Annotated in this window: 30 protein-coding genes and 1 tRNA gene; 20 read left to right on the top strand and 11 right to left on the bottom strand. The window is 73.0% G+C overall.

All coding sequences use genetic code 11. The annotated features are described in order from the left end of the window. Positions 1 to 121 precede the first annotated feature (121 nt). From ACSU6L_RS04945 to ACSU6L_RS04920, 6 genes are all read left to right on the top strand, one after another. Positions 122 to 715 (top strand): TetR/AcrR family transcriptional regulator, encoded by a 594-nt coding sequence (locus tag ACSU6L_RS04945; RefSeq protein ID WP_437053906.1) that lies wholly within the window; start codon positions 122 to 124, stop codon positions 713 to 715. Positions 716 to 748: 33 nt separating this feature from the next. After that, a complete protein-coding gene (locus ACSU6L_RS04940) occupies positions 749 to 1,657 on the top strand; it encodes a quinone oxidoreductase family protein (RefSeq protein ID WP_437053904.1) in 909 nt (302 codons plus the stop codon). 35 nt (positions 1,658 to 1,692) lie between these two features. Then, on the top strand, positions 1,693 to 2,457 hold the full coding sequence (locus ACSU6L_RS04935) for a glucose 1-dehydrogenase (RefSeq protein WP_437053902.1): 765 nt from the start codon (positions 1,693 to 1,695) through the stop codon (positions 2,455 to 2,457). Positions 2,458 to 2,636: 179 nt separating this feature from the next. Then, the gene (locus tag ACSU6L_RS04930; protein WP_437053900.1) at positions 2,637 to 3,275 is read left to right on the top strand and encodes a ScbR family autoregulator-binding transcription factor; all 639 of its coding nucleotides are present in this window, start codon (positions 2,637 to 2,639) and stop codon (positions 3,273 to 3,275) included. A gap of 81 nt (positions 3,276 to 3,356) precedes the next feature. Further along, positions 3,357 to 4,343: an aldo/keto reductase gene (locus ACSU6L_RS04925; protein ID WP_437053898.1), complete on the top strand. Its 987-nt coding sequence runs from the start codon at positions 3,357 to 3,359 to the stop codon at positions 4,341 to 4,343. Between the two features lie 89 nt (positions 4,344 to 4,432). Continuing rightward, complete coding sequence (locus ACSU6L_RS04920; RefSeq protein WP_437053896.1) at positions 4,433 to 5,323, top strand: DUF4232 domain-containing protein; 891 nt, start codon at positions 4,433 to 4,435, stop codon at positions 5,321 to 5,323. A gap of 9 nt (positions 5,324 to 5,332) precedes the next feature. Here ACSU6L_RS04920 and ACSU6L_RS04915 read toward each other — a convergent pair whose 3' ends face one another. Beyond that, on the bottom strand, positions 5,333 to 6,094 hold the full coding sequence (locus ACSU6L_RS04915; RefSeq protein WP_437053894.1) for a GntR family transcriptional regulator: 762 nt from the start codon (positions 6,092 to 6,094) through the stop codon (positions 5,333 to 5,335). Between the two features lie 197 nt (positions 6,095 to 6,291). Here ACSU6L_RS04915 and ACSU6L_RS04910 point away from each other — a divergent pair, with 197 nt between their 5' ends. From ACSU6L_RS04910 to ACSU6L_RS04895, 4 genes are read left to right on the top strand one after another with little or no spacing between them, the layout of a single operon-like run. Further along, positions 6,292 to 7,326: a sugar ABC transporter substrate-binding protein gene (locus ACSU6L_RS04910; RefSeq protein WP_437053892.1), complete on the top strand. Its 1,035-nt coding sequence runs from the start codon at positions 6,292 to 6,294 to the stop codon at positions 7,324 to 7,326. Beyond that, positions 7,326 to 8,402: an ABC transporter permease gene (locus tag ACSU6L_RS04905; protein WP_437053891.1), complete on the top strand. Its 1,077-nt coding sequence runs from the start codon at positions 7,326 to 7,328 to the stop codon at positions 8,400 to 8,402. Before ACSU6L_RS04910 ends, ACSU6L_RS04905 begins: the two co-directional genes overlap by 1 nt. An 8-nt stretch (positions 8,403 to 8,410) precedes the next feature. After that, the gene (locus ACSU6L_RS04900) at positions 8,411 to 9,283 is read left to right on the top strand and encodes an ATP-binding cassette domain-containing protein (protein ID WP_437053888.1); all 873 of its coding nucleotides are present in this window, start codon (positions 8,411 to 8,413) and stop codon (positions 9,281 to 9,283) included. Position 9,284: 1 nt separating this feature from the next. Then, positions 9,285 to 10,187, top strand: a complete 903-nt coding sequence (locus tag ACSU6L_RS04895) for a sugar phosphate isomerase/epimerase family protein (RefSeq protein WP_437053886.1) — start codon at positions 9,285 to 9,287, stop codon at positions 10,185 to 10,187. A gap of 98 nt (positions 10,188 to 10,285) precedes the next feature. On the opposite strand, the gene ACSU6L_RS04890 is transcribed toward ACSU6L_RS04895, so the two are convergent. Both ACSU6L_RS04890 and ACSU6L_RS04885 read right to left on the bottom strand, forming a co-directional pair. Further along, entirely contained in the window at positions 10,286 to 11,245 is a 960-nt protein-coding gene (locus ACSU6L_RS04890; protein ID WP_437053884.1) for a DUF3068 domain-containing protein, read from the bottom strand. A gap of 119 nt (positions 11,246 to 11,364) precedes the next feature. Then, the gene (locus tag ACSU6L_RS04885) at positions 11,365 to 11,955 is read right to left on the bottom strand and encodes a CGNR zinc finger domain-containing protein (RefSeq protein WP_437053882.1); all 591 of its coding nucleotides are present in this window, start codon (positions 11,953 to 11,955) and stop codon (positions 11,365 to 11,367) included. 59 nt (positions 11,956 to 12,014) lie between these two features. On the opposite strand from ACSU6L_RS04885, the gene ACSU6L_RS04880 reads away from it, so the two are divergent. The 3 genes from ACSU6L_RS04880 to ACSU6L_RS04870 all read left to right on the top strand — a co-directional run bounded on the left by ACSU6L_RS04880 (position 12,015) and on the right by ACSU6L_RS04870 (position 15,450). After that, positions 12,015 to 12,932 (top strand): alpha/beta fold hydrolase, encoded by a 918-nt coding sequence (locus ACSU6L_RS04880; RefSeq protein ID WP_437053880.1) that lies wholly within the window; start codon positions 12,015 to 12,017, stop codon positions 12,930 to 12,932. Continuing rightward, the gene (locus ACSU6L_RS04875) at positions 12,929 to 13,885 is read left to right on the top strand and encodes a GNAT family N-acetyltransferase (RefSeq protein WP_437053878.1); all 957 of its coding nucleotides are present in this window, start codon (positions 12,929 to 12,931) and stop codon (positions 13,883 to 13,885) included. Before ACSU6L_RS04880 ends, ACSU6L_RS04875 begins: the two co-directional genes overlap by 4 nt. A gap of 182 nt (positions 13,886 to 14,067) precedes the next feature. After that, on the top strand, positions 14,068 to 15,450 hold the full coding sequence (locus ACSU6L_RS04870; protein ID WP_437053876.1) for a glutamate decarboxylase: 1,383 nt from the start codon (positions 14,068 to 14,070) through the stop codon (positions 15,448 to 15,450). Position 15,451: 1 nt separating this feature from the next. On the opposite strand, the gene ACSU6L_RS04865 is transcribed toward ACSU6L_RS04870, so the two are convergent. Genes ACSU6L_RS04865 through ACSU6L_RS04855 form a run of 3 tightly spaced genes read right to left on the bottom strand, consistent with a single transcriptional unit; the run spans position 15,452 to position 18,411 of the window. Further along, entirely contained in the window at positions 15,452 to 16,456 is a 1,005-nt protein-coding gene (locus ACSU6L_RS04865; RefSeq protein WP_437053874.1) for a Gfo/Idh/MocA family protein, read from the bottom strand. 30 nt (positions 16,457 to 16,486) lie between these two features. Beyond that, entirely contained in the window at positions 16,487 to 17,254 is a 768-nt protein-coding gene (locus ACSU6L_RS04860; protein WP_437053872.1) for an SDR family oxidoreductase, read from the bottom strand. 14 nt (positions 17,255 to 17,268) lie between these two features. Continuing rightward, entirely contained in the window at positions 17,269 to 18,411 is a 1,143-nt protein-coding gene (locus ACSU6L_RS04855) for a phytanoyl-CoA dioxygenase family protein (RefSeq protein WP_437053870.1), read from the bottom strand. A gap of 106 nt (positions 18,412 to 18,517) precedes the next feature. On the opposite strand from ACSU6L_RS04855, the gene ACSU6L_RS04850 reads away from it, so the two are divergent. Further along, the gene (locus ACSU6L_RS04850; RefSeq protein WP_437053868.1) at positions 18,518 to 19,546 is read left to right on the top strand and encodes a LacI family DNA-binding transcriptional regulator; all 1,029 of its coding nucleotides are present in this window, start codon (positions 18,518 to 18,520) and stop codon (positions 19,544 to 19,546) included. Positions 19,547 to 19,612: 66 nt separating this feature from the next. Further along, the gene (locus ACSU6L_RS04845; RefSeq protein WP_437053866.1) at positions 19,613 to 20,224 is read left to right on the top strand and encodes a TMEM175 family protein; all 612 of its coding nucleotides are present in this window, start codon (positions 19,613 to 19,615) and stop codon (positions 20,222 to 20,224) included. 3 nt (positions 20,225 to 20,227) lie between these two features. Here ACSU6L_RS04845 and ACSU6L_RS04840 read toward each other — a convergent pair whose 3' ends face one another. Further along, entirely contained in the window at positions 20,228 to 21,385 is a 1,158-nt protein-coding gene (locus ACSU6L_RS04840; protein WP_437053864.1) for a Gfo/Idh/MocA family protein, read from the bottom strand. Positions 21,386 to 21,497: 112 nt separating this feature from the next. Here ACSU6L_RS04840 and ACSU6L_RS04835 point away from each other — a divergent pair, with 112 nt between their 5' ends. Further along, a complete protein-coding gene (locus ACSU6L_RS04835; RefSeq protein WP_437053862.1) occupies positions 21,498 to 22,505 on the top strand; it encodes a LacI family DNA-binding transcriptional regulator in 1,008 nt (335 codons plus the stop codon). Here the strand turns inward: ACSU6L_RS04835 and ACSU6L_RS04830 are convergent, their stop codons facing one another. Beyond that, positions 22,506 to 22,850 (bottom strand): cupin domain-containing protein, encoded by a 345-nt coding sequence (locus ACSU6L_RS04830; RefSeq protein ID WP_073944357.1) that lies wholly within the window; start codon positions 22,848 to 22,850, stop codon positions 22,506 to 22,508. A 45-nt stretch (positions 22,851 to 22,895) separates the two neighbouring features. Here ACSU6L_RS04830 and ACSU6L_RS04825 point away from each other — a divergent pair, with 45 nt between their 5' ends. The 4 genes from ACSU6L_RS04825 to ACSU6L_RS04810 all read left to right on the top strand — a co-directional run bounded on the left by ACSU6L_RS04825 (position 22,896) and on the right by ACSU6L_RS04810 (position 23,952). After that, positions 22,896 to 23,114: a hypothetical protein gene (locus ACSU6L_RS04825; RefSeq protein WP_437053860.1), complete on the top strand. Its 219-nt coding sequence runs from the start codon at positions 22,896 to 22,898 to the stop codon at positions 23,112 to 23,114. A 142-nt stretch (positions 23,115 to 23,256) separates the two neighbouring features. Next, a tRNA-Pro gene (locus ACSU6L_RS04820) sits at positions 23,257 to 23,333 on the top strand. A gap of 147 nt (positions 23,334 to 23,480) precedes the next feature. Next, a complete protein-coding gene (locus tag ACSU6L_RS04815; RefSeq protein ID WP_437053858.1) occupies positions 23,481 to 23,738 on the top strand; it encodes a DUF6400 family protein in 258 nt (85 codons plus the stop codon). Then, positions 23,722 to 23,952, top strand: a complete 231-nt coding sequence (locus tag ACSU6L_RS04810; RefSeq protein ID WP_437053856.1) for a hypothetical protein — start codon at positions 23,722 to 23,724, stop codon at positions 23,950 to 23,952. Before ACSU6L_RS04815 ends, ACSU6L_RS04810 begins: the two co-directional genes overlap by 17 nt. Positions 23,953 to 23,961: 9 nt before the next feature. Here ACSU6L_RS04810 and hypE read toward each other — a convergent pair whose 3' ends face one another. From hypE to ACSU6L_RS04795, 3 genes are read right to left on the bottom strand one after another with little or no spacing between them, the layout of a single operon-like run. Then, the gene (gene hypE, locus ACSU6L_RS04805) at positions 23,962 to 25,029 is read right to left on the bottom strand and encodes a hydrogenase expression/formation protein HypE (protein ID WP_437053854.1); all 1,068 of its coding nucleotides are present in this window, start codon (positions 25,027 to 25,029) and stop codon (positions 23,962 to 23,964) included. After that, positions 25,022 to 26,170, bottom strand: coding sequence for a hydrogenase formation protein HypD (gene hypD / locus ACSU6L_RS04800; RefSeq protein ID WP_437053852.1), 1,149 nt, complete (start codon positions 26,168 to 26,170; stop codon positions 25,022 to 25,024). Before hypD ends, hypE begins: the two co-directional genes overlap by 8 nt. Next, positions 26,167 to 26,475, bottom strand: a complete 309-nt coding sequence (locus ACSU6L_RS04795) for a HypC/HybG/HupF family hydrogenase formation chaperone (protein WP_073944386.1) — start codon at positions 26,473 to 26,475, stop codon at positions 26,167 to 26,169. The genes hypD and ACSU6L_RS04795 overlap by 4 nt, the downstream gene beginning before the upstream one ends. Positions 26,476 to 26,509: the final 34 nt, after the last annotated feature.

Below are 26,509 nucleotides of genomic sequence, written 5' to 3'. Positions count from 1 at the left end.
GCGTGCGGTGTACGCGAATTTCGTGCGTACGGCGTACGCAAGCTGTTGGGTATGGTAGCTCATGACCATCAACGCGCAAGGCAGGCAAGCGAGTTCACCTGGGCTGTCGCGACGCGCCATCGTGGCGACAGCGGTTCGGGTCGCCGACGCCGAGGGTGTCGGCGCGCTTTCCATGCGGCGGCTGGCGAACGAACTGAACTCGGGCGTCATGTCGCTCTACCGCCATGTGGCGAACAAGGACGCGCTGCTGACCGCCATCACCCAGGCGGCCTGTGACGAACACCCCTATCCCGAGCCCGCGCCCGCGGACTGGCGTGAGGCGATGCGGCTCGCCGCGCGACAGGACTGGAAGGTGTACACCGCCCACCCCTGGGCGTTGGTCACGTCCAGCTCCGCCCGGCACTTCTCGGACACCTCGTGCCTGGACTGGATGGTGGACGCGCTCGCGGACCTCACCGACGACCCCGACCTGGCGCGGTCGTTCTCCATCGCCGTGTGGTCGTACGTGCAGGGCGTGTGCATCCAGCATGTGGCGCAAGAGCTGCTGCCCGCGGGGGACAAGCCCGAGCAGTCCCCGCTGCGGGCCACCGAGGAGGACTTCGAGACGGGGCTGGAGACCCTGCTCGACGGGATGGAACAGCGCGCCCGGCAGGCCGGTCCGGCCCCCGGGGAACCACGCTCCGCGCCCGCCTTCCCGGCCGCCTCGGCACAGTGAGGCGGACCGGCCCGGCGCGCTATCGTTCCTGCCATGATCGCCATACGGTTCGACCGCTTCGGCGGTCCCGAAGTCCTCACGCCCGTCGAAGTCGCCGACCCGGAACCCGGCCCCGACGAGCTGCTCGTCACCGTCGAGGCGGCCGGGGTGAACTTCGCCGACATCCACCAGGCGGACGGCTCCTACCTGGACCCCGGCCAACTGCCCCACATCCCCGGCAGCGAGGTCGTGGGGCGCACCGACGACGGCCGCCGGGTGCTGGCGAAGGTCTCCCACGGCTACGCGGAGCAGGCGGTGGCCAAGGCGTCCGCGGTCGTGGACATCCCCGAGGACCTGGACGCCGGGGCGGCGCTCGCGCTGCTGGTGCAGGGGCTGACGGCCTGGCATCTGCTGCGCACCGCCGCCCGCCTGGGCACCGGCGAGACCGTCGTCGTGCACTCCGCGGCGGGCGGTGTCGGAAGCCTCGCCGTACAGCTGGCCCGGGAGTTCGGTGCCGGGCGGGTGTGGGCACAGGCCTCCACGCCCGAGAAGCGGCGACTCGCCCTGGACCTCGGCGCGGACGCCGCCGTGGACTACCCGCTGCCGGAGCGGGCGGAGGTCATCCTCGACGCCGTCGGCGGTGAGCTCTTCGACCACGCCCTGGACTCGCTTGCCTCCGGCGGCCGGCTCGTCACCTACGGCAACTCCGCGCGCACCGGCTTCACCCCCCTCGACCCGGCCCGGCTCAGCCGGCTCAACGCCGCCGTCGTCGGCTTCTGGCTGCGCCCCACCCTCGCCGCGCCCGGCGCGTTCGCCGGCCCGCTGAAGGAACTGCTGTCGCTGACCGCTCAGGGCAGGCTCAAGCCGGTGGTGCACCCGGCGTACCCGCTCACCGAGGCCCGCCGTGCCCACGAGGACCTGCTGGCCCGGCGCACGACCGGCAAGGTGGTGCTGCGCCCCTGAACGCGCTGCCGGGACCGAACGGGGTAGCCTCCAGCATGACCAGTGATCTTCTCGCCGGGAAAGTCGTCCTCGTCACCGGGGCGAGCAGCGGCATAGGCGCCGCCGCGGCCAGGGTGTTCTGCAAGGAGGGCGCGACGGTGGTGCTCGCCGCGCGCCGCGAGGACCGGCTGGCCGCGCTGACCGAGGAACTGCGGGCGAGGGGGGCCGAGGCCGCGCACGTGGTGTGCGACGTCTCCGTCGCCGAGGACGCCGCGCGGGCCGTGGAGTTCGCCGTCGCGGAGTACGGGCGGCTGGACGGGGCCTTCAACAACGCCGGTATCGGCGGCGACCGCACACCGCTGCACCTGATGTCGGACGACGTCTACGACACCGTCATGGACGTCAACGTCCGCGGCGTGTGGAACTGTCTGCGGTACGAGATCGCCGCCATGCTGAAGGGCGGCGGGGGCGCCGTCGTCAACAACAGCAGCGTGGCCGGGCTGGTGGCCATCCCCGCCGCCGCGCCCTACATAGCCGCCAAGCACGCGGTGGTCGGGCTGACCAGGGCGGCGGCCGACGAGTACGCTCAGCAGGGGATCCGGGTGAACGCCGTAGCCCCCGGCACGACCCGCAGCGAGATCACCGAGGACTGGTTCAGGCGCAACCCCGGCCTGGAGCAGACGGTCAACGCGATGACCCCGCAGGGCCGTACCGCCGAGCCGGAGGAGATCGCCGCCGCCGCGGCCTGGCTGCTGAGCGATCGCTGCCCGTTCCTGACCGGGACGGTGCTGCCCGTCGACGGCGGTTTCGTCAACCAGTGACAGTCGCAGCGGACGCGGAGCCGGAGGCGTCACGGCCTCCCGCTCCGCGTCCCTCGTACGGGCCTCCGGAGGCGGGCCTTGGTAACATACCGATCCTTCGGTAGTTTAATCATTGAGCTATCAACGTTCCGGGACGGCGGTGCCGGCCGGGGCGCTGGGGAGAGTGTGGGGGCGGCCGAGTGGCGCGGCAGGAGCGTGCGATCCGCACGCGTGAGTCCATTCTGGAGGCCATGGCGAGCCTCTTCATCGAGGTCGGGTACGAGGCGGCCACCATCGCGGCGCTGGTCGAGCGGACCGGACTGACCCGGGGCGCCCTGTACTTCCACTTCCCGACCAAGGAAGCCATGGCGCACGGCGTCCTCGCCCGCGCGGTGACCCGCGAGGGGATCCTCCCGCAGACGTACAAGCTCCAGGAATGGGTCGACCTCGGCCTCCTCCTCGCCCACCGGCTGCCCCGGGAGCCGATGCTGCGCGCCGCCGTCCAGCTGTCCGTCGACCCCAAGGCGCGCAGCCTGTTCGGCACCCGCTGGCCCGACTGGATCGACGTCGGCCAGGACCTGCTCGAGGAGGCCAAGGAACGCGGCGAGCTCCAGCCGCACGCCGTGCCCGCGGAGATCGCCCGGCTGACCGTCGGCGCCTGGACCGGGGTGCAGCTGGTGACCGAGGCGCTGCCGGACGGACTCGGGCTCTCCGAGGAGATCGCGCGGCTGTACCAGCTGATCCTGCCCAACGTGGCCAGCATCGGCGTCCTCGCCAAACTGGACACGTCCCCCTACCGTGGGGCGCGGCTGCTCGAGGCGGAGGAGCACTCCGTGTGAACTCCCTTGACCTGGAGCCCACTTCAGACTGAAGACTCCCGTCCGTGCCCCGGCCCGCGGGCACGGACGGGAAGGACCACCATGCAGTACCGCACGCTCGGCACGGACCCGGCGCGCCGCCGCGAGGTCAGCGTCCTCGCGCTCGGCGCCATGCTCTTCGGCTCCGTCACCGACGAGAAGACCTCCTTCGCCGTCCTCGACCGCTATGTCGAGGCCGGCGGGAACTTCATCGACACCTCCGACGCCTACGCCTACTGGACCGATGGCGGCCAGGGCGGGCAGAGCGAGGAACTGCTCGGCCGGTGGCGGCGCAGCCGCGGCGTCGGCGACGAGGTCGTCATCGCCACCAAGCTCGGCGCCCGCCCCCTGGCACCCGGCACCGGACACCTCGACAACCCCGAGGGGCTGTCCGCGAAGGTGATCCGGGAGGCCGCCGAGCGCAGCAGGGAACGGCTCGGGGTGGAGCGCATCGACCTGCTGTACGCCCACATCGAGGACCCCGCCGTGCCGCTCGGCGAGACCGTGGAGGGCTTCGCCGAACTCGTCGCGGACGGGACGGCCGGTCTGCTCGGCGTCAGCAACCACGCGGTCTGGAAGGTGGAGCGGGCCCGCGCCCTCGCGGCGGCGGCCGGGCTGCCCGGCTACGAGGTCCTCCAGCACCAGCACAGCCTGCTGCGCCCCCGCTTCGACGTACCGACCGTCCAGTTCCCCGACGGCAGCATCGGCCACGCGGGCCCGGAACTCCTCGGCTACCTGCGGGCGGAGCCCGGCCTCACCCTGGTCGCCTACTCGCCGCTGCTGGCGGGCGCCTACGTCCGCGAGGACAAACCGCTGCCCCCGGACTACGAACACCCCGGCACCCCGGCCCGGCTGGCGGTGCTGCGCGAGGTGGCCCGGGAGACCGGCGCGACCGTCAACCAGGTGGTGCTGGCCTGGCAGATCGGCGGCCAACTGCCGATCGTGCCGCTCGTCGGAGCCTCGTCCGTCGCCCAGCTCGAGGAGAACCTCGCCGCCGTGGACCTTGAGCTGACGCCGGATCAGCGGACCCGGCTGGACGCCGCGCACTGAGCCGGGTGGGCCCCGCTGTGACAGGCCTGTGACCGGAGGTGTGGCTTCCGCCACGGACGCGGCGCGTCCGGCCCGGTGATGATCGCCGGATGCGTACCGCCCTCCCGGCCCTGCTCGTCGGTGCCGCCCTGCTGCTCACCGCGTGCGGTACCGAGACCGCCGGCGCGCCCGGCACCGCGGCATCGGGGCCCGCGTCGGCGCCCCCCTCGGCGTCGGCGCCGCCCGGTGACCCCGCCGACCTGGAGCGGGACGGCGTACGGATCACCGCGCTGACCCCGTCGTCGCCGGACGGGGCCGGGCGGCCGGTCACGGCCGCGTACGAGGTCACCAACGAGCACTCCGAAGCGGTGACTTACACGGTCACCTTCACCTTCGCGGACGAGGGCGGCAGGGGGCTCGCGAACGTCGAGGAGACCGTGCGGGACGTGGGTCCCGGGCGGACGGTACGAGGGACCGTCGCCGGGGACGGCATGGCCCGCAGCGCCACCCGCGCGGTCCTCACCGAGGTCCTGAGGGTCCCCGCCGACGAGGCGCCCGCCGCGCCCGGCACCTGTCCGCCCTCCGGGATCCGGGTCACCGCGGACGAGGGGGACGCCGCCATGGGGCTGCGGGTCGTCGGGCTGTCCCTGGAGAACTGCGGCACCCGCGTCCGGCACGTCGACGGGTATCCCGGGATCGCCCTGCTCGACGCCGACTGGCAGCCGGTCAGCGGCGTGGACGTGCTGCGCGGCAGCGGCGGCATCGCCACCGTGACCGGCTTCGACGATCCGCCCGGGCCGGTCGCCCTCGCCCCCGGCGAGCGCGTGACCGCCGGCCTGATGTGGCGCAACACCACCGGCATGGGCACCGCGGTCACCGTGCCGTACGTCCGCGTCACGGCGCTGCCCGGCGCCGACCCCGTGATGGTGGCCCCGCATCTCGATCTCGGCACCACCGGCAGGCTGGGGGTCAGCGCCTGGCAGCGCCCGCCGGCGTCCTGACGGGGCCGGTCAGGGCCTGACGAGCAGCTGGAAGTCGAAGGAGTACCGCGAGGCGCGGTAGATGTGGGTGCCGTACTCCACCGCGCGGCCGGTGTCGGCGTACGCCGTGCGCTCCATGGTGAGCAGGGCCGCGCCGTCCCGTTCCTCCAGGAGCGCCGCCTCCTCGGCGGTGGCGGAGCGGGCGCCGACGGTCTGGCGGGCGCTGTGCAGGGTGAGGCCGGCCGCGCGCATCATGCGGTACAGGCCGCTCGACTCCAGCCGGGCGGTGTCCAGGGCGAGCAGATCCGCCGGAAGGTAGTTGCGCAGGAACGCCACGGGCTGCCCGTGCGTGAGGCGCAGCCGCTCCAGGGCGGTGACCTCGCCGCCCTCCGGGACGCCGAGCGCGGCGGCCACGCGGGCGGGGGCCGGGATCCGCTCGTGGCGCAGGACGCGGGTGGCCGGACCCTGCCCGGCGGCCTCCAGGTCGTCGTAGAGGCTGCTCAGTTCCAGTGGGCGTCTGACCTGACTGTGCACGACCTGGGTGCCGACGCCGCGGCGGCGCACCAGCAGCCCCTTGTCGACGAGGGTCTGGATGGCCTGACGGACCGTCGGCCGGGACACCCCCAGGCGCGCGGACAGGTCGACCTCGTTGCCCAGCAGGTTCCCCGGGGCGAGCGCCCCGTGCTCGATCGCCTCCTCCAGCTGGCGGGCGAGCTGGTAGTACAGGGGGACCGGGCTGGTGCGGTCGAGTGCGAACGGCACGGCATCGAGAACGGAGACGGTCGTCGCCACCGGAACACCTCCTGCGGGCGGTCGAAACCCAGGTGTAGGCCGGGCGCCGCCTCCTTGTCAATACTTTGTACTTACATTCGGACCTGCTTGTGAAATGATGTCTTAACAAAGTATTGACAGCGGGCTTCCCAAGGGATGGAATCCGGTCTCAACGCAAGAGCCGTGCTTCCCCCGTCGCACAGTGAGGTGCAGGAAAGATGGACCGCTCTCCTCGGGACCGCTCGTCCCGCTCCCGCTCCCGCAGCATCACCTCAGCCCTCGCCGTGGCAGCGGCGGCGGCCCTCGTCCTCGCGGGCTGCTCCAGCGGCTCCGGCGGCAAGAAGGCCGAGGAGTCGGCGGACGGCGCCGCCGCGGGCAAGGCCTCCACGCCCCGGATGACGGTCGCCCTGATCACCCACCAGTCGCCCGGCGACACCTTCTGGGACATCGTCCGCAAGGGTGCCCAGTCCGCCGCCGACAAGGACAACGTCGAACTGGTCTACTCGGCCGACCCCAACGCGGGCAACCAGGCCAACCTCGTGCAGAACGCCATCGACCAGAAGGTCGACGGCATCGCGGTCACCCTCGCCAAGCCGGACGCCCTCAAGGACGTCATCAGCAAGGCGAACGCGGCCGGGATACCCGTGGTCGGCCTCAACTCCGGGGTGAGCGAGTGGAAGAAGCTCGGCCTGATGGAGTTCTTCGGGCAGGACGAGACCGTCGCCGGTGAGGCGCTGGGCAAGCGGCTGAACGAGTCCGGCGCGAAGAACGCCGTCTGCGTCATCCAGGAACAGGGCAACATCGGCCTCACCCAGCGCTGCGACGGCGTGAAGAAGACCTTCTCCGGCAGCATCGAGACGCTGTACGTCAACGGCACGGACATGCCGTCCGTGCAGTCCACGATCACCGCCAAGCTCAAGCAGGACAAGGCGATCGACCACGTCGTCACGCTCGGCGCCCCGTTCGCGCTGACCGCGGTCAAGTCGGTGTCCGAGGCGGGCAGCGACGCGAAGGTCGCCACCTTCGACCTCAACAAGCAGCTCACCGGCGCCATCAGCGAGGGCACCATCGAGTTCGCCGTCGACCAGCAGCCCTACCTGCAGGGCTACCTGGCGGTCGACTCCCTCTGGCTCTACGAGAACAACGGCAACTACAGCGGTGGCGGTGAGCAGCCGGTGCTGACCGGACCGGCGTTCGTCGACAAGTCCAACGTCGAGCGGATCGCCGCGTTCGCCGCGAAGGGCACCCGGTGATGGGCATGGCTCAGCAGGCTGCGCCGGCGGTGGACACGCCGCCGGCCCCCGGCCCGGGACGGACCGACGGGCGGACCGCCCGTCGCCCGCCGGCACTGCGGCTGCTCGCCCGTCCCGAGGTGGGTGTCTTCCTCGGCGCCGTCGCGGTGTTCGTGTTCTTCCTCGTCGCCGCGCCGCCGGTGCGCGACGGCAGTTCGATGGCCAACGTGCTCTACCAGTCGTCGACCATCGGGATCATGGCCCTGCCGGTCGCGTTGCTGATGATCGGCGGCGAGTTCGACCTGTCCTCCGGGGTCGCGGTGATCACCTCGGCGCTCACCGCCAGCATGGTCAGCTACCAGCTGACCATGAACGTCTGGGTCGGCGTGCTCGTGGCGCTGGCCGTGTCGCTGGGCGTCGGGCTGTTCAACGGCTGGGTGCTGGTGAAGACCGGACTGCCCAGCTTCCTGGTCACCCTGGGCACGTTCCTGATGCTGCAGGGTGTCAACCTCGCCGTCACCAAGCTGATCACCGGGAACGTCGCCACGGACGACATCAGCGACATGGACGGCTTCGACCAGGCCAAGGCGATCTTCGCGTCGTCCTTCGACGTCGGCGGCGTCCAGGTGAAGATCACCGTCGTGTGGTGGCTGGTCTTCGCGGCGCTGGCCACCTGGGTGCTGCTGCGCACCAAGTACGGCAACTGGGTCTTCGCGGTCGGCGGCAACCAGGACAGCGCGCGGGCGGTGGGCGTGCCGGTCACCTTCACCAAGATCTCGCTGTTCATGCTGGTCGGCTTCGGCGCCTGGTTCGTCGGCATGCACCAGCTGTTCTCCTTCAACACGGTGCAGTCCGGGGAGGGCGTCGGCCAGGAGCTGATCTACATCGCGGCGGCCGTGATCGGCGGCTGTCTGCTCACCGGCGGCTACGGCTCCGCGATCGGCCCCGTCTTCGGTGCTTTCATGTTCGGCATGGTGCAGCAGGGCATCGTCTACGCCGGCTGGAACCCCGACTGGTTCAAGGCGTTCCTCGGCGTGATGCTGCTCGGCGCCACCCTGATCAATCTGTGGGTCCGCAAGACCGCGACCCGGAGGTGACCCACCCCATGACCAGCAGCGACGTCATCGACCGGCCTCTCGTCGAGCTGCGCGAGGCCGGCAAGTCCTACGGCAACATCCGCGCCCTGCACGGCGTCGACCTCGCCGTCCACCCCGGCAGGGTGACCTGCGTCCTCGGCGACAACGGCGCCGGCAAGTCCACCCTCATCAAGATCGTCTCCGGGCTGCACCAGCACACCGAGGGCGAGTTCCTCGTCGACGGGCAGCCGGTGCGCTTCACCACCCCCCGCGAAGCCCTCGACAAGGGCATCGCCACCGTCTACCAGGACCTCGCGACCGTCCCCCTGATGCCGGTGTGGCGGAACTTCTTCCTCGGCTCCGAGATCACCAAGGGCCCCTGGCCCGTCCGCCGCCTCGACATCGAGACGATGAAGCGCACAGCCGACGAGGAACTGCGCAACATGGGCATCGTCCTCGACGACCTCGAACAGCCCATCGGCACCCTCTCCGGCGGCCAGCGCCAGTGCGTCGCCATCGCCCGCGCCGTCCACTTCGGCGCCCGCGTGCTCATCCTCGACGAGCCGACCGCCGCGCTCGGCGTCAAGCAGTCCGGCGTGGTCCTGAAGTACATCGCCGCCGCCCGCGACCGCGGCCTCGGCGTCATCTTCATCACCCACAACCCCCACCACGCCTACATGGTCGGCGACCACTTCAGCGTGCTGCGCCTCGGCACCCTCGAACTCTCCGCCGACCGCAGCGAGGTCAGCCTGGAGGAGCTGACCAACCACATGGCCGGCGGCGCCGAACTCGCCGCCCTCAAGCACGAGCTGTCCCAGGTCCGCGGTGTCGACACGGAGGAACTCCCCGACGAGCCGGCCACCCGGACCCCCGGCGCGTCCCCCTCGGAAGGAAAGTCCTGACATGGCCCCTGTGCTCGACCGCATCCGGGTCGGCTCCGCCCCCGACTCCTGGGGCGTCTGGTTCCCCGACGACCCGCGGCAGGTGCCCTGGGAACGCTTCCTCGACGAGGTCGCCGAGGCGGGCTACTCCTGGATCGAACTCGGCCCGTACGGCTACCTGCCGACCGACCCGGCCCGCCTCACCGACGAGGTGGCCGAGCGGAACCTCAAGGTCTCCGCCGGCACGGTCTTCACCGGCCTGCACCGCGGCCCCTCCGTCTGGGAGGCGACCTGGGAGCACGTCGGCCAGGTCGCCGCCCTCACCCAGGCGATGGGCGCGCGGCACCTCGTCGTCATCCCCTCCTTCTGGCGGGACGACAAGACCGCCGAGATCCTGGAGCCCGCCGAGCTGACCCGCGAGCAGTGGGCGCATCTGACCAAGGGCATGGAACGGCTCGGGCACGAGGTGAAGGAGACCTACGGCCTCGACATCGTCGTCCACCCGCACGCCGACACCCACATCGACACCGAGACGCACGTCGAGCGCTTCCTCGACTCCACCGACTCCGACCTGGTCAACCTCTGCCTGGACACCGGGCACTACGCCTACTGCGGCGGCGACAGCGTCAAGCTGATCGAGACGTACGGCGAACGCGTCGGCTACCTGCACCTCAAGCAGGTCGACCCGGAGATCCTGGCCGACGTGGTGGCGAACGGGGTGCCGTTCGGCCCGGCCGTCCAGCGCGGGGTGATGTGCGAACCGCCGTCCGGGGTGCCGGAGCTGGAGCCGGTCCTGGTGGCGGCCCAGCGCCTCGGCGTCGAGCTGTTCGCGATCGTCGAGCAGGACATGTATCCCTGCGAGCCGGACAAGCCGCTGCCGATCGCCGTCCGCACCCGCCGGTTCCTGCGTTCCTGCGGGGCCTGAGGGACTGAGGGCCGGGAGGGCCCACGGGGCTGAGGGCGCCCCAGGGGGCCGCCCTGCGGTGTGTTCCCGTGCCGCCCGCCGGCCCGTCCGGCGAGCGCTCAGGAGTCGTCCGCCCCGGCGCGCCGCCGTCCGCCCCGCACCAGCAGCACCACGCCCGCGGCCGTGAGGACGGCCCCCGCCGCGGCCGCCGCGACCGGCACGGTCGAACCGACCGCGCGCAGCCGGGCGTTGTCCTCCTGGGCGCGCTTCACCGCGAACTCCTGGGTGGCCGCGGTGTGGGTCAGCTTCGGGACGTCCAGCAGCACCACGGCGTCCTTCTCGCCGCCGGGGGCGCGCAGCGTGCGGCGCGGGCCGGTCTGCGCGAACAGGGTGCGGCCGGTGGCCTGGTCGACGACCAGCCGGACGCCGTGGTTCGCGTACCACTCCTCGGCGAGCACCTGGTCGGCGCCGGGCCGGCCGACCAGCGCCCCGGGCACCTGCCGGGTGCCGACCTTCGTCGGCGGGACGGTGCCCGTGAAGACGTAGCCGCGATGGCCGCGGATCCTCTCGGTGCCCCGGTACGACAGGGTGATCGTCGAGCCGAGCTGGCTGTCCCACCAGCTGTAGGCGCGCTTCTGCACGTCGAAGGGGAACTTCAGGTACGCCTCGCCCTCGTGGTAGGGCTGCTCCCGGCAGCAGTGCGCGGGCAGGTTGGTGGCGCGGTGGGTGACCCAGCGGTCGGTGGAGAAGTCCAGCGCGTCGTGCGGATCGGCGGCGGGCAGTGTGTCGTCGGTGTCGACGGTGGTCACCACGTCCCAGACGGCCTTGCCGCTGCGTTCGCTGTCGGCGACGTCGCCGCGCACCCGCTGGGTGACGGTGATCCGCCGGTCGCGGACCGTCTCGGCCTCGCCGGTGTCGAAGTAGCTGCCCGTTCCGGTGTAGACGGCGGTGACGTCGATGTCGATCGGGTTCACCGCCGCGCGCGGTTTGACGTACCAGACCAGCATCGGCGCGAGGACCAGCAGGAAGACGCCCAGTCCCAGCAGGACCAGGGAGAGGGGCGAGGTGCTACGGCGCATCGGCACTCCGGCACTCCAGGGCTCCGGGGCAGCGGCGGCCCCGCTGCCCGGAGAACGTACGGGCGGCCCGTACGGCGCGTCTACGCATCCAGGTGACAAAACCGGCCCCGCACCCGCGTTCAGGAGCCCGCCGCCGGGCTTCCCTCCCTGTGCCGCCGGTAGTGCCGGGCCACCCGGGTGCGGTTGCCGCAGCGGGTGGGGGAGCACCAGCGGCGGCGGGGGTGCGCGGGCAGGAACAGCAGTACGCAGTCGGCGGCCTCGCACTCCTTGAGCCGGGCCACCGCCGGGTCCGCCAGCAGGACGGCGGCCGACTCGGCGAGCAGCGCGGCCAGCCGGACCCCGAGCGGGCCGTCGCGGCGGGGCGGGGCGACGACCGCCGTGCCGTCCCAGACCGGGGCGCGCACCGCCGGCGCGGCGCGCTGGGCGTCGGCCAGGCCGCGCAGCGCGGACTCGGGCGGCCGCCGTCCGGCCAGCAGGGCCCGCAGCGCCGCGTCGGTGTGGTCGCGCACGGCGTGCACGGGGGCGAGGTCGGCTGCGGTGGGGGCGGTGCCGTCGGCCTCCCCGCCGAGCCGGTCCGCCTGCCGGGCGAGCCAGGCGGCGAGCCGGTCCGGGGTGCCGAGCAGTTCCGCCCGGCTCCCGCCGCTGAGCGGGCGGGTGTTGACGAGGTCGAGGGGCAGGGGTTCGCCTGTCGGGAGTTCACTGGCGTACACAACTCTAATGCTACATAAAGCGATTGACGCGTTAGAAGACGTAAGCGTATGACTGTCGCATGACCACCTCGGCGATCGCACCGCGCATCAGCCCGCCCGCCCGCACCGCCCACCGGCACATCGACGTGGACGGAGTCGACGTCTTCTACCGCGAGTCCCTGCCCGACCGCCCGGACGCCCCCGTCCTGCTGCTCCTGCACGGCTTCCCGTCCGCCTCGCACCAGTTCCGGCGGCTCATCGACACCCTCGGCCGGCACCACCGGCTGATCGCCCCCGACTATCCCGGTTTCGGGCACACCCGCGCCCCCGAGGACTTCACCTACACCTTCGAGCGGCTGACCGACGTCGTCGAAGGCTTCACCGAACGGCTCGGACTGACCCGGTACACGATGTACCTCTTCGACTTCGGCGCCCCCGTCGGCCTGCGCCTCGCCCTGCGCCGCCCCGACCGGGTCGCCGGACTCGTCGTGCAGAACGGCAACGCCTACCTCGACGGACTGTCCGACGCCGCCCGCGAGTTCACCGCCCTCACCCCCGACACGCCGGGCGCCGAGCGGACCGTCCTCGACCTGTTCACCCTCGCCGCCACCCGCGCCCAGTACGAGGGCGGCACCGCGGACCCGGCGCTCATCGCCCCCGAAGGCTGGCTGCTCGACCAGCACTTCCTCGACCGGCCCGGCCGAAAGCAGGCCCAACTCGCCCTCGCCTACGACTACAAGAGCAACCTCGCCGCCTACCCGGACTGGCAGGCCTGGTTGCGCGCCCACCGCCCGCCGACCCTCGTCACCTGGGGCACCGGCGACCCCTTCTTCACCCCCGACGGCGCCCGCGCCTACCTGCGCGACCTGCCCGACGCCGAACTGCACCTGTTCGACACCGGCCACTTCGCCCTCGAGGACCACCTGCCGGAGATCGCCCCGCTCATCGCCGACTTCCTCGACCGCACCTGGAACCCAGCCGCCCCGGAGGCCTCGTGATCATCCGCACCCTGACCGACGCCGACGTCGAGCGCGTCCTGCCCCTGCTGCCCGAGGGGCAGATCGGCGTCTGGGCCGACGCCGACACCTTCCGCGAACGCCTCGGCACCGGCGAGTACCGGCCCGAGTGGACCTGGCTGGCCGAGGACGACGGCGAGCCGTACGCCCTGGCCGCCTGGTGGGGCGGACCGCACGACACCCTGCCCGCCGCGCTCGACGCGCTCAACGTCCGCGGCCCCGAGGGCACCGACGACGCCCGTACGGAGCTGGCGGCCCGGCTGCTCACCGCCGCGCACACCGCCTTCGCAGAGGCCGGACGCGAGACCCCGCCCGCCTACCACGTGCTGCTCCCCGGCGACTGGCGGGAGCGGCCCGAGGCGGTCGCCGCCCTGCGCTGGCGGCAGGAGGCCGCCCGCCGGGCCGGGCTCACCGCCTCCCTCGAACGGCTCCGCTTCGAATGGACCCCCGAGGCCGGCGTCCCCAAGCCCTCCGACCGGCTGCGCTTCCGCGCCGAACCGGACGACGAGGTCTTCGTCGACCTTTTCCGCCGGGTCCTGGACGGCACCCTCGACGCCGAGTCAGGCACGGGCGCCGCGACCGTCGGCGCCGAGGCGCAGGCGCGGGCCGACGTCGCCTTCTACCGCGACGAGATGCCCGGCGACCGCGCCTGGTGGCGGATCGCCGAGACCCCGCAGGGCCGGCCGGTCGGCTTCGCGCTGCCCTCCCGCAACACCGCCGTGCACGTCGTCGGCTACCTCGGCGTGCTCCCCGAGCACCGCGGCCACGGCTACGTCGACGACCTCCTCGCCGAGATCACCCGCTTCCTCGCGGACGACGCGGGAGCGGACGTCGTACGCGCCGACACCGACCTGGCGAACGTCCCGATGGCGGCCGCGTTCACCCGTCTCGGCTACCGCAACTTCGCCCGCCGCCTGGTGCTTTCGGCACCGTGAACCCCGGTCCCGCGGCCTGGTGACCGCCGTCCGGACGCGCTCGGCGGGCGGGCCGGGGACCGGTGTGGAAGATTGCGGACAGAGGGAAGCCGGGTGCGGGCTCGTTGTCCCCCACAAGAGTGCTGCTCGGGTGCCCGCCCCCGGCCTCCCTCGACGACGTCCTACGACCGGGTGGTGACTCCATGCCGCTGCACAAGACCGACCGCCCGGCGGCCTCCCCCTACGCCGACGTCTACACCCTGCCGATCAGCGAGCGGGCGCTGCCGAAGTTCCGGATGCCGGAGAAGGTCTCCGAGGCGCGCGCCGTGCGGGCACTCATCCACGACGAACTGAGCCTGGACGGCAACGCCTCGCAGAACCTCGCCACGTTCTGCACCACCTGGGCGGAGCCCGAGGTGCACGCCCTGATGGACGAGTGCCTCGGCAAGAACATGGTCGACAAGGACGAGTACCCGCAGACCGCCGCGCTGGAGAGCCGCTGCGTGCACATGCTCGCCGACCTGTGGAACTCCCCGGACGGCGCCACCACCCTCGGCTGCTCCACCACCGGCTCCAGCGAGGCCGGCATGCTCGGCGGACTCGCCCTGAAATGGCGCTGGCGGGAACGCCGCCGCGCCGAGGGCAAGCCCGCCGACCGCCCCAACCTCGTCGTCGGACCGGTCCAGGTCTGCTGGGAGAAGTTCGCCCGCTACTTCGACGTCGAGCTCCGCCAGGTCCCCCTGGAGAGCGACGCGCTCGGCATGCGCGCACACCAACTGCGGGACCACGTCGACGAGAACACCATCGGCGTGGTGGCCATCCTCGGCGTCACCTACACCTGCGTCTACGAGCCGGTCGCCGAGATCGCCGCCGAACTCGACCGGATCCAGGAGGAGACCGGCCTGGACGTCCCCGTGCACGTCGACGCCGCCAGCGGCGGCTTCGTCGCCCCCTTCCTCCACCCCGACCTCGTGTGGGACTTCCGCCTGCCGCGCGTCGCGTCCATCAACGTCTCCGGCCACAAGTACGGCATGGCCCCGCTCGGCATCGGCTGGGTGGTCTGGCGGTCCGCCGAACTGCTTCCCGAGGACCTGGTGTTCCGCGTCTCCTACCTCGGCGGCGACATGCCCACCTTCGCCCTCAACTTCTCCCGGCCCGGCGGAGAGGTCGTCGCCCAGTACTACAACCTGCTGCGCCTCGGCCGCGAGGGCTACGCCAAGGTCCACGGCGCCTGCGCCACCACCGCCGGCATGCTCGCCGAGCAGGTCGCCGCGATGGGCCCCTTCACCGTCCTCTACGACGGCCAGGACGCCCTCCCGGCCGTGACCTGGACCCTCGCCGACCCCGCGGCCTGCCCCTTCACCCTCTACGACGTCACCGACCAGCTGCGCCGACGCGGCTGGCAGGTCCCCGCCTACCCGCTCGCCCTCGGCCGCGAAGACACCGTCGTCCAGCGCGTCCTGGTCCGGCACGGCACCGGCTACGACAAGATCGCCCTCCTCGTCGACGACCTGCGCGACGCCGTCGGCCGCCTCACCGAGGGACCGACGGCGCACGCCCCGGAGCAGTCGGCGTTCCACCACTGACTCAGCTCGCGCGGACCTCCGCGATCCGCACCGGCCGGTGCTCGCGCAGCGACAGCGTGCACGCCTCCGCGATCCACCCCGCCTCCAGCGCGTCCGCGACCGTGCACGGCGAGGGCCGGGAACCGGCCACCACCTCGGTGAACGCGGTCAGCTCGGCGCGGTAGGCGGCGGCGAAGCGGTCCATGAAGAAGTCGTGCGGGGTGCCGCCCGGGAAGGTGACGCCGGGCTCCACCGACCGCAGCGGCAGCTTGTCCTCCAGGCCGACGGCGATCGAGTCCGCGAAGCCGTGCAGCTCCATCCGCACGTCGTAACCGCGGGCGTTGTGACGCGAGTTGGAGACGACCGCGATGGTGCCGTCGTCCAGGGTGAGGACCGCGCCCGTGGTGTCGGCGTCGCCCGCCTCCCTGATGTAGTCGGCGCCCCGGTTGCCGCCGACGGCGTACACCTCGGTCACCTCACGGCCCGTCACCCAGCGGATGACGTCGAAGTCGTGCACGGAGCAGTCGCGGAAGATGCCGCCGGAGGCGGCGATGTAGGCGGCGGGCGGCGGGGCCGGGTCCAGCGTCGTCGACCGCACGGTGTGCAGCCTGCCCAGCTCACCGGCGCGCACGGCGGCCCGCGCGGCGGCGAAGCCGGCGTCGAAACGCCGGTTGTAGCCGATCTGGACCGGCACGTCCCGGCCCTCGACGGCCTTCAGGACCTCGACGCCCTCGCGCATGGTCCTGGCCACGGGCTTCTCGCAGAAGACGGGGACGCCGGCCTCCACGCCGGCCAGGATCAGCCCGGGGTGGGCGTCCGTCGCGGCGGCGATCACGATGCCGTCGACTCCGGCGCCCAGCAGGGCCTCCGGCGAGTCCACGACCTCGCCGCCGAACCGCTCCGCGGCGGCCTTCGCGGCGTCCGCGAACGGGTCGGTGAGCACCAGCGACTCGACCGCGTCGAGCCGGGACAGGGTCTCGGCGTGGAAGGCGCCGATGCGGCCGAGGCCGAGGATTCCGATGCGCATGAGGGCTGTTCCTCCAAGGGGAGAGGGGTTTCAGTCGAGTCCGCCGAGCACGTTCTGGTCCCAGTCGATCACCGAACCGGTGACCACTCCGGACCGCTCGGACAGCAGGAACACCACGAAGTCGGCGATCTCCTCCGGCCGGCCCAGCCTGCCCATGGGCAGCCGCGCGGCGGCCTGCTCGCGCCAGTCGTCCCCGGCGCCGTGGAACGCCCTCTGCGTGGCGTTCTCGCCCTCGGTGGCGGTCCAGCCGATGTTCAGGCCGTTGATCCGGATCCGGTCCCAGCGGTGCGCGTGCGCCGCGTTGCGGGTGAGCCCCGCCAGGCCCGCCTTCGCCGCCACGTACGGCGCGAGGAAGGGCTGCCCGCCGTGCGCCGAGGAGGTGATGACGTTGACGATCGTGCCGGGCGCCTGCCGGGCCACCATGTCCGCGACGGCGGCCTGCATCGCGAAGAACGGCGCCCTGAGGTTGATCGCGATGTGCTGGTCGAACAGCTCGGGCGTGGTGTCGAGCAGCGTGCCGCGCGAGGTCAGCCCAGCCGAGTTGACCAGGCAGTCGATCCGGCCGTACGCGTCGGCCACCCGCGTCACGGACGCCCTGGCCTGCTCCGCGTCGGCGAGGTCGGTCCGGACGAACGTCACCCGGGCGCCCAGCTCCGCCATCAGCGCCTCACCGGGCCCGGCGCGCCGGCCGGTGACGGTGACGTGCGCGCCCGCGCGGACGGCGGCCCGCGCGACGGCGGCGCCGACGCCCTGGCTGCCGCCGTTGACCAGCACCACCTTGTCGTCGAGAAGTCCCATCGGCTCGGATCCTTTCAGCTCTGCCGCCGCTCGGCGGCGGCCCGCAGCGCGTCCCGCAGGGCCCTCGGAGTCCAGGTCTCGCGCAGCGCCCGCCGTACGAGGTCCGCCTGCGAGGGCGGGGCGAGCCCGCCGGCCGGCGGATCGCGGTCCAGGTCGGTGGGGAAGGGATAGCCCTCGGCGCTCGCGGCGATCACCCGCTCCAGCCAGGCCTCGTCCGCGTCCTCGGCACGCCGCTTCAGCAGCACCGGATAGACGGCGTTCACGACCGCCTCCCGGTCCACGTTCTCCATGGCGCGCCCGAACGCGGAGGACACCTGGAGCAGGTTGGCCATGCGCCGCACGTCCGCGGACCGGTTGGCCCCGGCCGCGTGGAACAGCGCGGGGTTGAAGAAGACGGCGTCGCCCTTGGCGAGAGGGAGCTGCACGTGGTGCGCGTCGAAGTACTCCTGGAACTCCGGCCGCCGCCAGGCGAGATAGCCGGGCTCGTAGCGCTGCGAGTACGGCAGGTACAGCGTCGGCCCCGACTCGACCGGCATGTCGCAGTGGGCGACCGCGCCCTGCAGCGTCAGCACGGGGGAGAGCCGGTGCACATGGGCCGGGTAGGCGGCCGCGGCCTCGTCGGAGAGGAAGCCCAGGTGGTAGTCGCGGTGCGCGGTCTGCGCCGCCCCGCCCGGGTTGACCACGTTGACCTGCGAGGTGACCTGGTAGCCCGGCCCCAGCCAGGCCTCCGAGACCAGCGCCAGGACGTCGTTGGCGTAGTAGTCGGCGAACGCCTCCGGGTCGTGCAGGGCGGCCTTCTGCAGAGCGTTCCACACCCGGTCGTTGGCGCCGGGCGCGGCGAAGTGGTCACCGGCCCGCGCGCCGGACGCGCGCTGGCCGGCGATCAGCGCGTCGAACACCGCGCTGACCCGGTCCACGACGGTCCGGTCGGGGAAGGCACCGCGGAAGACCACGACGCCGGGGCCGTCGGTGAGCGCGCGGACCAGTTCGGCCCGCACCGCGCGCCGGTCCGGGACGCGCCCGGCGTCGTAGACCGGCACGTTCCGCTCCACGGCGGCGGCATGGGGGTACTCGGCGGGGTCGGTGGTCCGGTCGACGAGCGCGCGGAACGCGTCCAGGTCGCAGTCCGGCGCGGACAGCCAAGGGGTGGCGGACATCGTCGTCCTTTCGCTGACAGGGGCGACGGAGTGCTGTCATTGTTGTCATGACAAACCCCTCGAACAACCAGCAGCGATCCATCAAAAACCCCTCAAGGAGCGTGCGGTGGGCCATCCCTTCCCCATCCGGGAGATCGCCCGTCAGGCCGGGCTGAGCGAGGCCACCGTCGACCGGGTCCTCAACGGGCGCGGCGGGGTGCGGCAGAGCACCGCCCAGGAGGTGCACCGCGCCATCGCCGACCTGGACCGGCAGCGCACCCAGGTCCGGCTCGTCGGCCGCACCTTCATGATCGACATCGTGGTGCAGGCGCCGGAGCGGTTCTCCACCGCCGTCCGCGCCGCCCTGGAGGCCGAACTGCCCGGACTGCACCCGGCCGTGGTGCGCTCCCGCTTCCACTTCCGCGAGACCGGCCCCGTCGAGGAGCAGATCGCCACCCTCGACCGGATCGCCCGGCGCGGCTCGCAGGGCGTGATCCTCAAGGCCCCGGACGTCCCCGGCATCACCGAGGCGGTCGGCCGGCTGGCAGCCGCGGGCATCCCGGTGGTCACCCTCGTCACCGACCTGCCCGCGAGCGCCCGGCTCGGCTACGCCGGCATCGACAACCGGGCGGCCGGCGCGACCGCCGCGTACCTCATGGGGCAGTGGCTGGGCGACCGGCCCGGCAATGTGCTCACCAGCCTCAGCAGCGGCTTCTTCCGCAACGAGGAGGAGCGCGAGATGGGCTTCCGCGCCACCATGCGCGCCCGGCACCCCGACCGCACCCTCGTCGAGATCGCCGAGGGCCAGGGCCTGGACGCCACCCAGTACGACCTGGTCCGCGCCGCCCTGGAACGCGATCCGGAGATCCGCGCGGTCTACTCGATCGGCGGCGGCAACATCGCCACCCTGCGGGCCTTCGCGGACCTCGGCCGCGCGTGCGCCGTGTTCGTCGCCCACGACCTCGACCACGACAACACCCGGCTGCTGCGCGAGCACCGGCTGTCCGCCGTGCTGCACCACGACCTCCGGCACGACCTGCGCGAGGCCTGCCACCTGGTGATGCGGGCGCACGGCGCGCTGCCGCCCGCCGGGCCGATCCCGCCGTCCGCGATCCAGGTGGTCACGCCGTACAACATGCCCACACCCATCCGGTGAGGACCAGGCGTCCGCTCCGGGCGTGTATCACCGCTCGGCGCTCCCCGGCTGCCTACCGTCGTGCGCATGTGGAAATCGAACCCGGACGGCGGGCCGGAACGGCTGCTCGCGCTCGCCGACGGCGTGTTCGCCATCGCCATCACCCTGCTCGCCCTGGATCTGACCGTGCCCCGGGACCTGGACACCGAGCAGTACCATCAGGCCCTGCTCGACGTCCTCCCCGACTTCGGCGCCTACGCGCTCAGCGTGCTGGTCCTGGGCAACTTCTGGCGCGGTCACCGGAGCATCTTCCGCCTCGTCCGGCAGATCGACGGACAGCTGATCTCGCTCTCCCTGCTCGGCCTGGGCGTCGCGGCCCTGCTGCCCTTCCCCACCCGGCTGCTCGCCGACTACGGCGGTGAGCCCGTCTCCGTCGCGATCTACGCGGCGACGGTCGCGGCGCTCGGCGCCACCCACCTGGCGCTGGTCGCGGTCCTGGCCCGGCGTCCCTGGCTGCGCGGCGGCGAGGACCTGGAGGAAGACTTCGGGACACAGGCCCTCGACCTCGGCGCGACCGTCGTGCTGTTCCTCCTCAGCGTCCCGCTGACCCTGGTGTTCGGGGCGGCGGCCGCCTGGTGGTGGGTCCTGCTGGTCCCCGTCAAGGCCTTCCTGGGCCGACGGGCCCTCCGCCGGCACTGACCCTCAGGGCTCCACGGTCACCCAGGCGCCGCTCTGCGCGGACCGCGCCATCGCGTCCAGCACGGCGGCGCCGCGCACGGCGTCCGTGAGGGTGGTGCCGTGCGGCCGGCCCTCGGCGACCGAGCGCAGGAACCGGTACGCCTCGACGACCTTGAGGTCGTCGTAGCCCATGGCGTTGGCGGACACCGGCTGGAAGGCGTCGTACTCGCCCTCGCCGGGGCCCACGAAGACCGTGCTGACCGGCACGTCCTGGTAGCGGTCGCCGCGGCACACGCCCAGCTCGTTCATCCGGCGGAAGTCCCAGAAGAGCGCGCCCTTGGTGCCGTGCACCTCGATGCCGTAGTTGTTCTGCTCGCCGACGGAGACCCGGCAGGCCTCCAGCACCCCGCGCGCGCCGGAGGCGAAGCGCAGCAGGCAGCTGACGTAGTCCTCGTTCTCGACCGGCCCCGGCTCGCCGCCCGAGGCGAGGCCGTGGCCGGTGGTGGCACCGGTGGGGCGGGCCCGCTCCGGCACGAACACCGCCGTGTCGGCGGTCACCGAGGTGATCTCGCCGAGCAGGTACCGGGCCAGGTCCACGCCGTGCGAGGCGAGGTCGCCGAGCACCCCGCTGCCGCCCCGCTCCCGCTCGTACCGCCAGGTCAGCGCGCCGGCCGGGTCGGCCGCGTAGTCGCTGAGAAGGCGGATGCGGACATGGGTGGGCGTACCGATCCGCTCGGTGGCGATCAGCCACCGGGCGGTTTCCACGGCGGGCGCGTTGCGGTAGTTGAAGCCGACCGCGCCCTGCACCCCGGCCGCCGCGACCGCGTCGGCCACCGCGCGGGCGTCGTCGGCGGTCAGACCCACCGGCTTCTCGATCCAGACGTGCTTGCCCGCCTCGGCCATCGCCACGCCGACCTCGCGGTGCAGGAAGTTCGGGGCCGTGATGCTCACCGCCCGGACGCGAGGGTCGGCGGCCACCTCCCGCCAGTCGCGGGCCGTGCCGGCGAAACCGAACTGCTCGGCCGCCTGCTCGGCCCGCCCGGGCACCTCGTCGGCGACGGCGACCAGTTCGGGACGGAGCGGCAGCTGGGGGAAGTGGTGCCGGACCCGGGCGTACGCCTGGGTGTGCACCCGGCCCATCCAGCCGAATCCGACGACGGCGACGCCCAGCGTGTCCACCATGAGAGCCCCTTTTTTGGACCGGTCCATGCATTCCTCGGGCCACCCTGAGGGCCCCTTCTCCAGCATGTCAACCCTTTGACAGGACATGGACCCGCATGGAACGGTCCATCCCATGAGACCGCCGACGATCCGCGACGTGGCCGACCGGGCCGGGGTGTCCAAGTCGCTGGTGTCGCTGGTGCTGCGCGGCTCCGCGCAGGTGCGGCCCGAGAAACGAGAGGCCGTGCTGCGAGCCGTGCGCGAGCTGGGCTACCGGCCCAACGCCGCCGCCCGCAGCCTCAGCGAGCAGCGCTCCCGCACGGTCGGCGTCCTGCTGCACGATCTGCGCAACCCCTGGTACATCGACCTGCTCGACGGTCTGAACTCCCTGCTGCACACCGCCGGTCTGCACACCGTCCTCGCCGACGCCCGCCTCAACCGCCGCACCGGCCAGGACCCGGCCGGCCCCTTCCTGGACCTCGGCGTCGACGGCCTGGTCGTGGTCGGCACCCTGCCGGACCCGGCCGCGCTCGGCCCCGTCGCGGCCCGCATACCGGTCGTGGTCGCCGGGGCCCGCGAGGCGGTGCCGCCCGGCGTCGACCTGGTCGCCGGCGACGACACCGAGGGCGCGCGGCTGGTCACCGGGCACCTCGTCGCGCTGGGGCACCGCCGGATCGCGCACCTCGCGGGCTACGGCGCCGTCGGCGAACTGCGCCGCGACGGCTTCGAGGCGACGATGCGGGCGCACGGCCTGGCCGACGGCGCGCTGGTCGAGCCGGGCGACATGACGGAGGAGGGCGGCTACCGGGCGGCCGTACGGCTGCTCAGCCGCGCCGACCGGCCCACCGCCGTACTCGCCGTCAACGACATCACCGCCGTCGGCGTCCTGTCGGCCGCGGCCGAACTCGGCCTGCGCGTCCCGCACGACGTCTCCGTCACCGGCTACGACAACACCGCGATCGCCCGGCTGCGCCACCTGTGGCTCACCACCGTCGACCACGCCGGCCACGAGGTCGGCCGGCGCGCCGCGCGCTGTCTGCTGGACCGCCTGGAGGGGGCAGCAGGCGAGGGCCGGACCCATCTCGCCGTGCCGACGCTGGAGATCCGCGGGACCACCGGCCCGCCCCCGCCCGCCGGCTGATCACAGATTGATGGCGTACGCCTTGCGCAGCGTCTCGTGCACCGTCCACGTCGTGCGGTCGCCCTCGCGCAGCACCGCCATGTCGCCGGGGCCGACCGTCAGCGTCGGACCGCCCTCGACCTCGATCGTCGCCGACCCGCTGATCACCACGAACAACTCGTCCGCCTCGGTGTCGGTCACCACGCCCGGCGTGATCTGCCAGATCCCGCGCACCTGACGGCCGTCCGGCGACTCCCACACCACCTTCCCGGTCACCTCGGGCGTCCCGGAGAGGATCTGCTCGGGCTCCAGCGGCTCCGGTTCGAGCTCGGCGTCGGGGATGCGGACAACGAAACTGTGGGTCATGCGGCCGACCCTAGCCAGCCGCGACCCCGGCCCGGCGCCGACAGAGTGTGCGGGATCAGCCCCGGCGGGCGGACACTTCGTCGCGCTCAGGGCCGCCGGGCCGTCAGCGGTCGGCTGCTCGCCGCGAACCAGGGCGACCGGGGCTTCACCGCCTTCGCCCTGGCCGGCGTCTGCTCCATGGTGTTCATCGGCGTCGCCGCCCTGCGCGCCGCCCGGCAGACCCCGCGGGGCGCGGCGGACCAGCATCTGGTCGCCGGCCACTGAGCCGCCGTGTAGAGGGGACGGCGGCGCCCGGGGGAGGGGCGGGGGCGTCCGGTGCGGCGGACGCCCCGGCCGTCCCTGAGCGGTGCCGCGCATGGGGTAGAGTTGACCTGCATGATCACGCGGGAGACCGTGGATCGTCCGCCGGGACGTGGCGCAGCTTGGTAGCGCACTTGACTGGGGGTCAAGGGGTCGCAGGTTCAAATCCTGTCGTCCCGACCAGCGGAAGCACAGCCCGAGGGGCCGCTCCGGAGAGATCCGGAGCGGCCCCTCGGCGTTCGATGGCGTCCGTCACATCGCCTTCCGGCGGCTCCCGCCGCTCTGGTAGGTGTGGCAGGAGCCCCTGTACCCCCGTGAAAGCACCACCCCATGTCTGCGAGTCCCGAACCCGGCCCCGTGCCCTTCGCCCTCGACCTGACCCTGGAGGAGGCCCGGCGGCGTGCCGAGGTGCTGGCGGCGCTCGGTCCCGACTGGGACCCGGTGGCCGCGCTCCGGGCGGAGCAGGCCGCCGAGGACCTGCTCTACTCCGGTCTCGACGCCGACCAGGAGCGGACGTACGCGCTGCTCGTGGCGGCCGGTGTCCTGCCGGCCCGGGGACGGGACGCGGGCGATGCGCCTTCCCATTGATCCCCACGCGGACCGGGCACGCCGCGCCTGGGTGCCATGCCCCGGCTGCGACGACGCCCGCGACTGCACGGCCTGCGCCGGGCGGCGGAACTGCCCGGATCACTGGCGCTACCTGCTCGGCAACGACGGCGCCCGCGTCCACCTCCAGTGCCCGGGCTGCACCCACACCTGGACCGTCGACACCCGGCCCGGCCGGCGCGGGCAGAACGGCTGACGGGCCGGGTCAGCAGATCCGGGGCAGCTGCTCCCCGAGCGGCATGTCCACCACCCGGGTACCGCCGAGCCCGGTGCGCGCGACCACCATGCCCGGGTGCTCCGCGACCACCTCGCCGACGACCGCCGCCTCGGCGCCCAGCGGGTGGGCCCGCATCGCCGCCAGCACGGCTTCGGCGTGCTCCCGCGGCACGAACGCGACCAGCTTGCCCTCGTTGGCCACGTACATCGGGTCCAGGCCCAGCATCGCGCAGGCCCCCGCCACGGGCGCCGGCACCGGCACGGCACGCTCCTGGACGACGATCCCGCACCCGGACGCGGCCGCGATCTCGTTCAGCGACGCGGCCAGCCCGCCCCGGGTCGGGTCGCGCAGCACCCGCAGCTCCGGGGTGACCGCCAGCATGGCCTCCACGAGCCCGGTCAGCGGCGCGCAGTCGCTGACCACGTCGGCCTCGAAGCGCAGGTTCTCCCGCTCGCTCAGGATGGCCACGCCGTGCATGCCGACGGGCCCGCTGAGCAGGACCACGTCCCCCGGCGCCACCCGCTCCGGGCGCAGGTCCACACCGGCCGGGACCAGGCCCACGCCCGCCGTGTTCACGTAGACGCCGTCGCCGTGCCCGGCCTCCACGACCTTGGTGTCACCCGTGACCACCCGCACACCGGCGGTCCGGGCCGCGGCCCCGATCGCCTCGGCCACCTTCGCGACCGTGTCGATCTCGACGCCTTCCTCCAGGATCAGCCCGCACGACAGGAACGCCGCGCGGGCCCCGCTCATCGCGAGGTCGTTGACCGTGCCGTTGACGGCGAGGTCGCCGATGCTGCCACCGGGGAAGAACAGCGGCCGGACGACGAAGGAGTCGGTGGAGAAGGCCAGCCGCGCGCCCCCCAGCTCGACGACGGCGGAGTCCGTCAGCGCGGCGGCCGCGCCGCCGGCGAGGGCCGGCAGCAGGATCCGCTCGACCAGCTCCGCGGACATCGCGCCGCCACCGCCGTGGCCCATCACCACGCGGGGCCGGTCGCGCAGCGGAGCGGGGCAGGTCCAGGAGAGCATGTCGGGCGCCGCGGTGGTGTCAGACAACGGAGCTCTCCTGCGGGGTCGGGGCCGGCGCGGCCGGCGCCGGACGGGACGGCAGTTCCAGCCGCCGGTAGAGGTAGTACGCGGCGCAGGCGCCCTCGCTGGACACCATCGTGGCGCCGAGCGGCGTCCGCGGGGTGCACGTGGTGCCGAAGGCCTCGCACTCGTGCGGCTTGAGCAGCCCTTGCAGCACCTCACCGCTGCGGCACTCGGCGGGTTCCCGGGTCGCGATGTCACCGACGTCGAAGCGGTGCTCCGCGTCGTGGTCGCGGTAGCGGGCGGACAGCCGCCAGCCGCTGTCCGGGATGACCCCGATACCGCGCCAGGCACGGTCGGTGACCTCGAACACGTCGTCCAGCATGGCCCGCGCCGCCGGGTTCCCCTCGGGGCGCACCGCGCGCGGGTAGGCGTTTTCGACCGTGTGCTCGCCCCGCTCCAGCTGCCGGACGGTGCGCCGTACGCCCTCCAGGATGTCCAGCGGTTCGAACCCGGTCACCACGATCGGCACCCCGAACCCGTCGGCGAGCGCCGGATACTCGCCCGTCCCCATCACGCTGCACACATGCCCCGCCGCGAGGAAGCCCTGCACCCGGCAGTCCGGCGACCGCATGATCGCCTCGATCGCGGGCGGCACCCGGACGTGGGAGACGAGCAGGCTGAAGTTGCGGATGCCGCGCTTGCGGGCCTGGTGCACGGTCATGGCGTTGGGCGGCGCGGTCGTCTCGAAGCCGATGCCGAAGAACACGACCTCCCGGTCCGGGTTCTGCTCGGCGATGCGCAGCGCGTCCAGCGGGGAGTACACCACCCGGACGTCACCGCCCTCGCCCCGCACCTGGAACAGGTCCCGGCCCGTGCCGGGGACCCGCAGCATGTCGCCGAAGGAGCAGAAGATCACCTCCGGCCGCGAGGCGATGGCCAGCGCCTTGTCGATCACCTCCAGCGGGGTGACGCAGACCGGGCAGCCCGGACCGTGGATCAGCTCGATCTCGTCGGGCAGCAACTGGTCGATGCCGTGCCGGATGATCGAGTGCGTCTGGCCCCCGCACACCTCCATCAGCGCCCACGGCCGGGTCACCGACGCCCTGATGTCGCCCAGCAGCCGCGCCGCCAGCTCCGGGTCCTGGAACTCGTCGATGTACTTCACCGCCGCACCTCCCCGGCGAGGTCGCCGTCGCCGCCGTCCGCGTGCGCGGCCTGCTCCCACGGATCGCCGAACTCCTCCCGCAGCATGCCCAGCTCCTCGAACAGCTCCAGGGTCCTGCGGGCGGACTCCTCGTCCAGCCGCTGCAGGGCGAAACCGACGTGGACGATGGCGTACTCGCCGACCTGGAGGTCGGGCAGGTACTCCAGGCACACCTCCTTGACCACCCCGCCGAAGTCGACGGTGGCCATCCGGGTGCCGTCCCGGTCCTCGACGCCCAGCACTCTGCCGGGTACCGCCAGGCACATGCGTGTCTCCTCACTGGTCGTGCGGCACGGGCCC

This window comes from Streptomyces sp. enrichment culture, from assembly GCF_964272855.1.
Classification (GTDB): domain Bacteria; phylum Actinomycetota; class Actinomycetes; order Streptomycetales; family Streptomycetaceae; genus Streptomyces.
The sequence above is the reverse complement of the archived record's forward strand: the minus strand, read 5'-3'. Positions and strand labels throughout refer to the sequence as shown.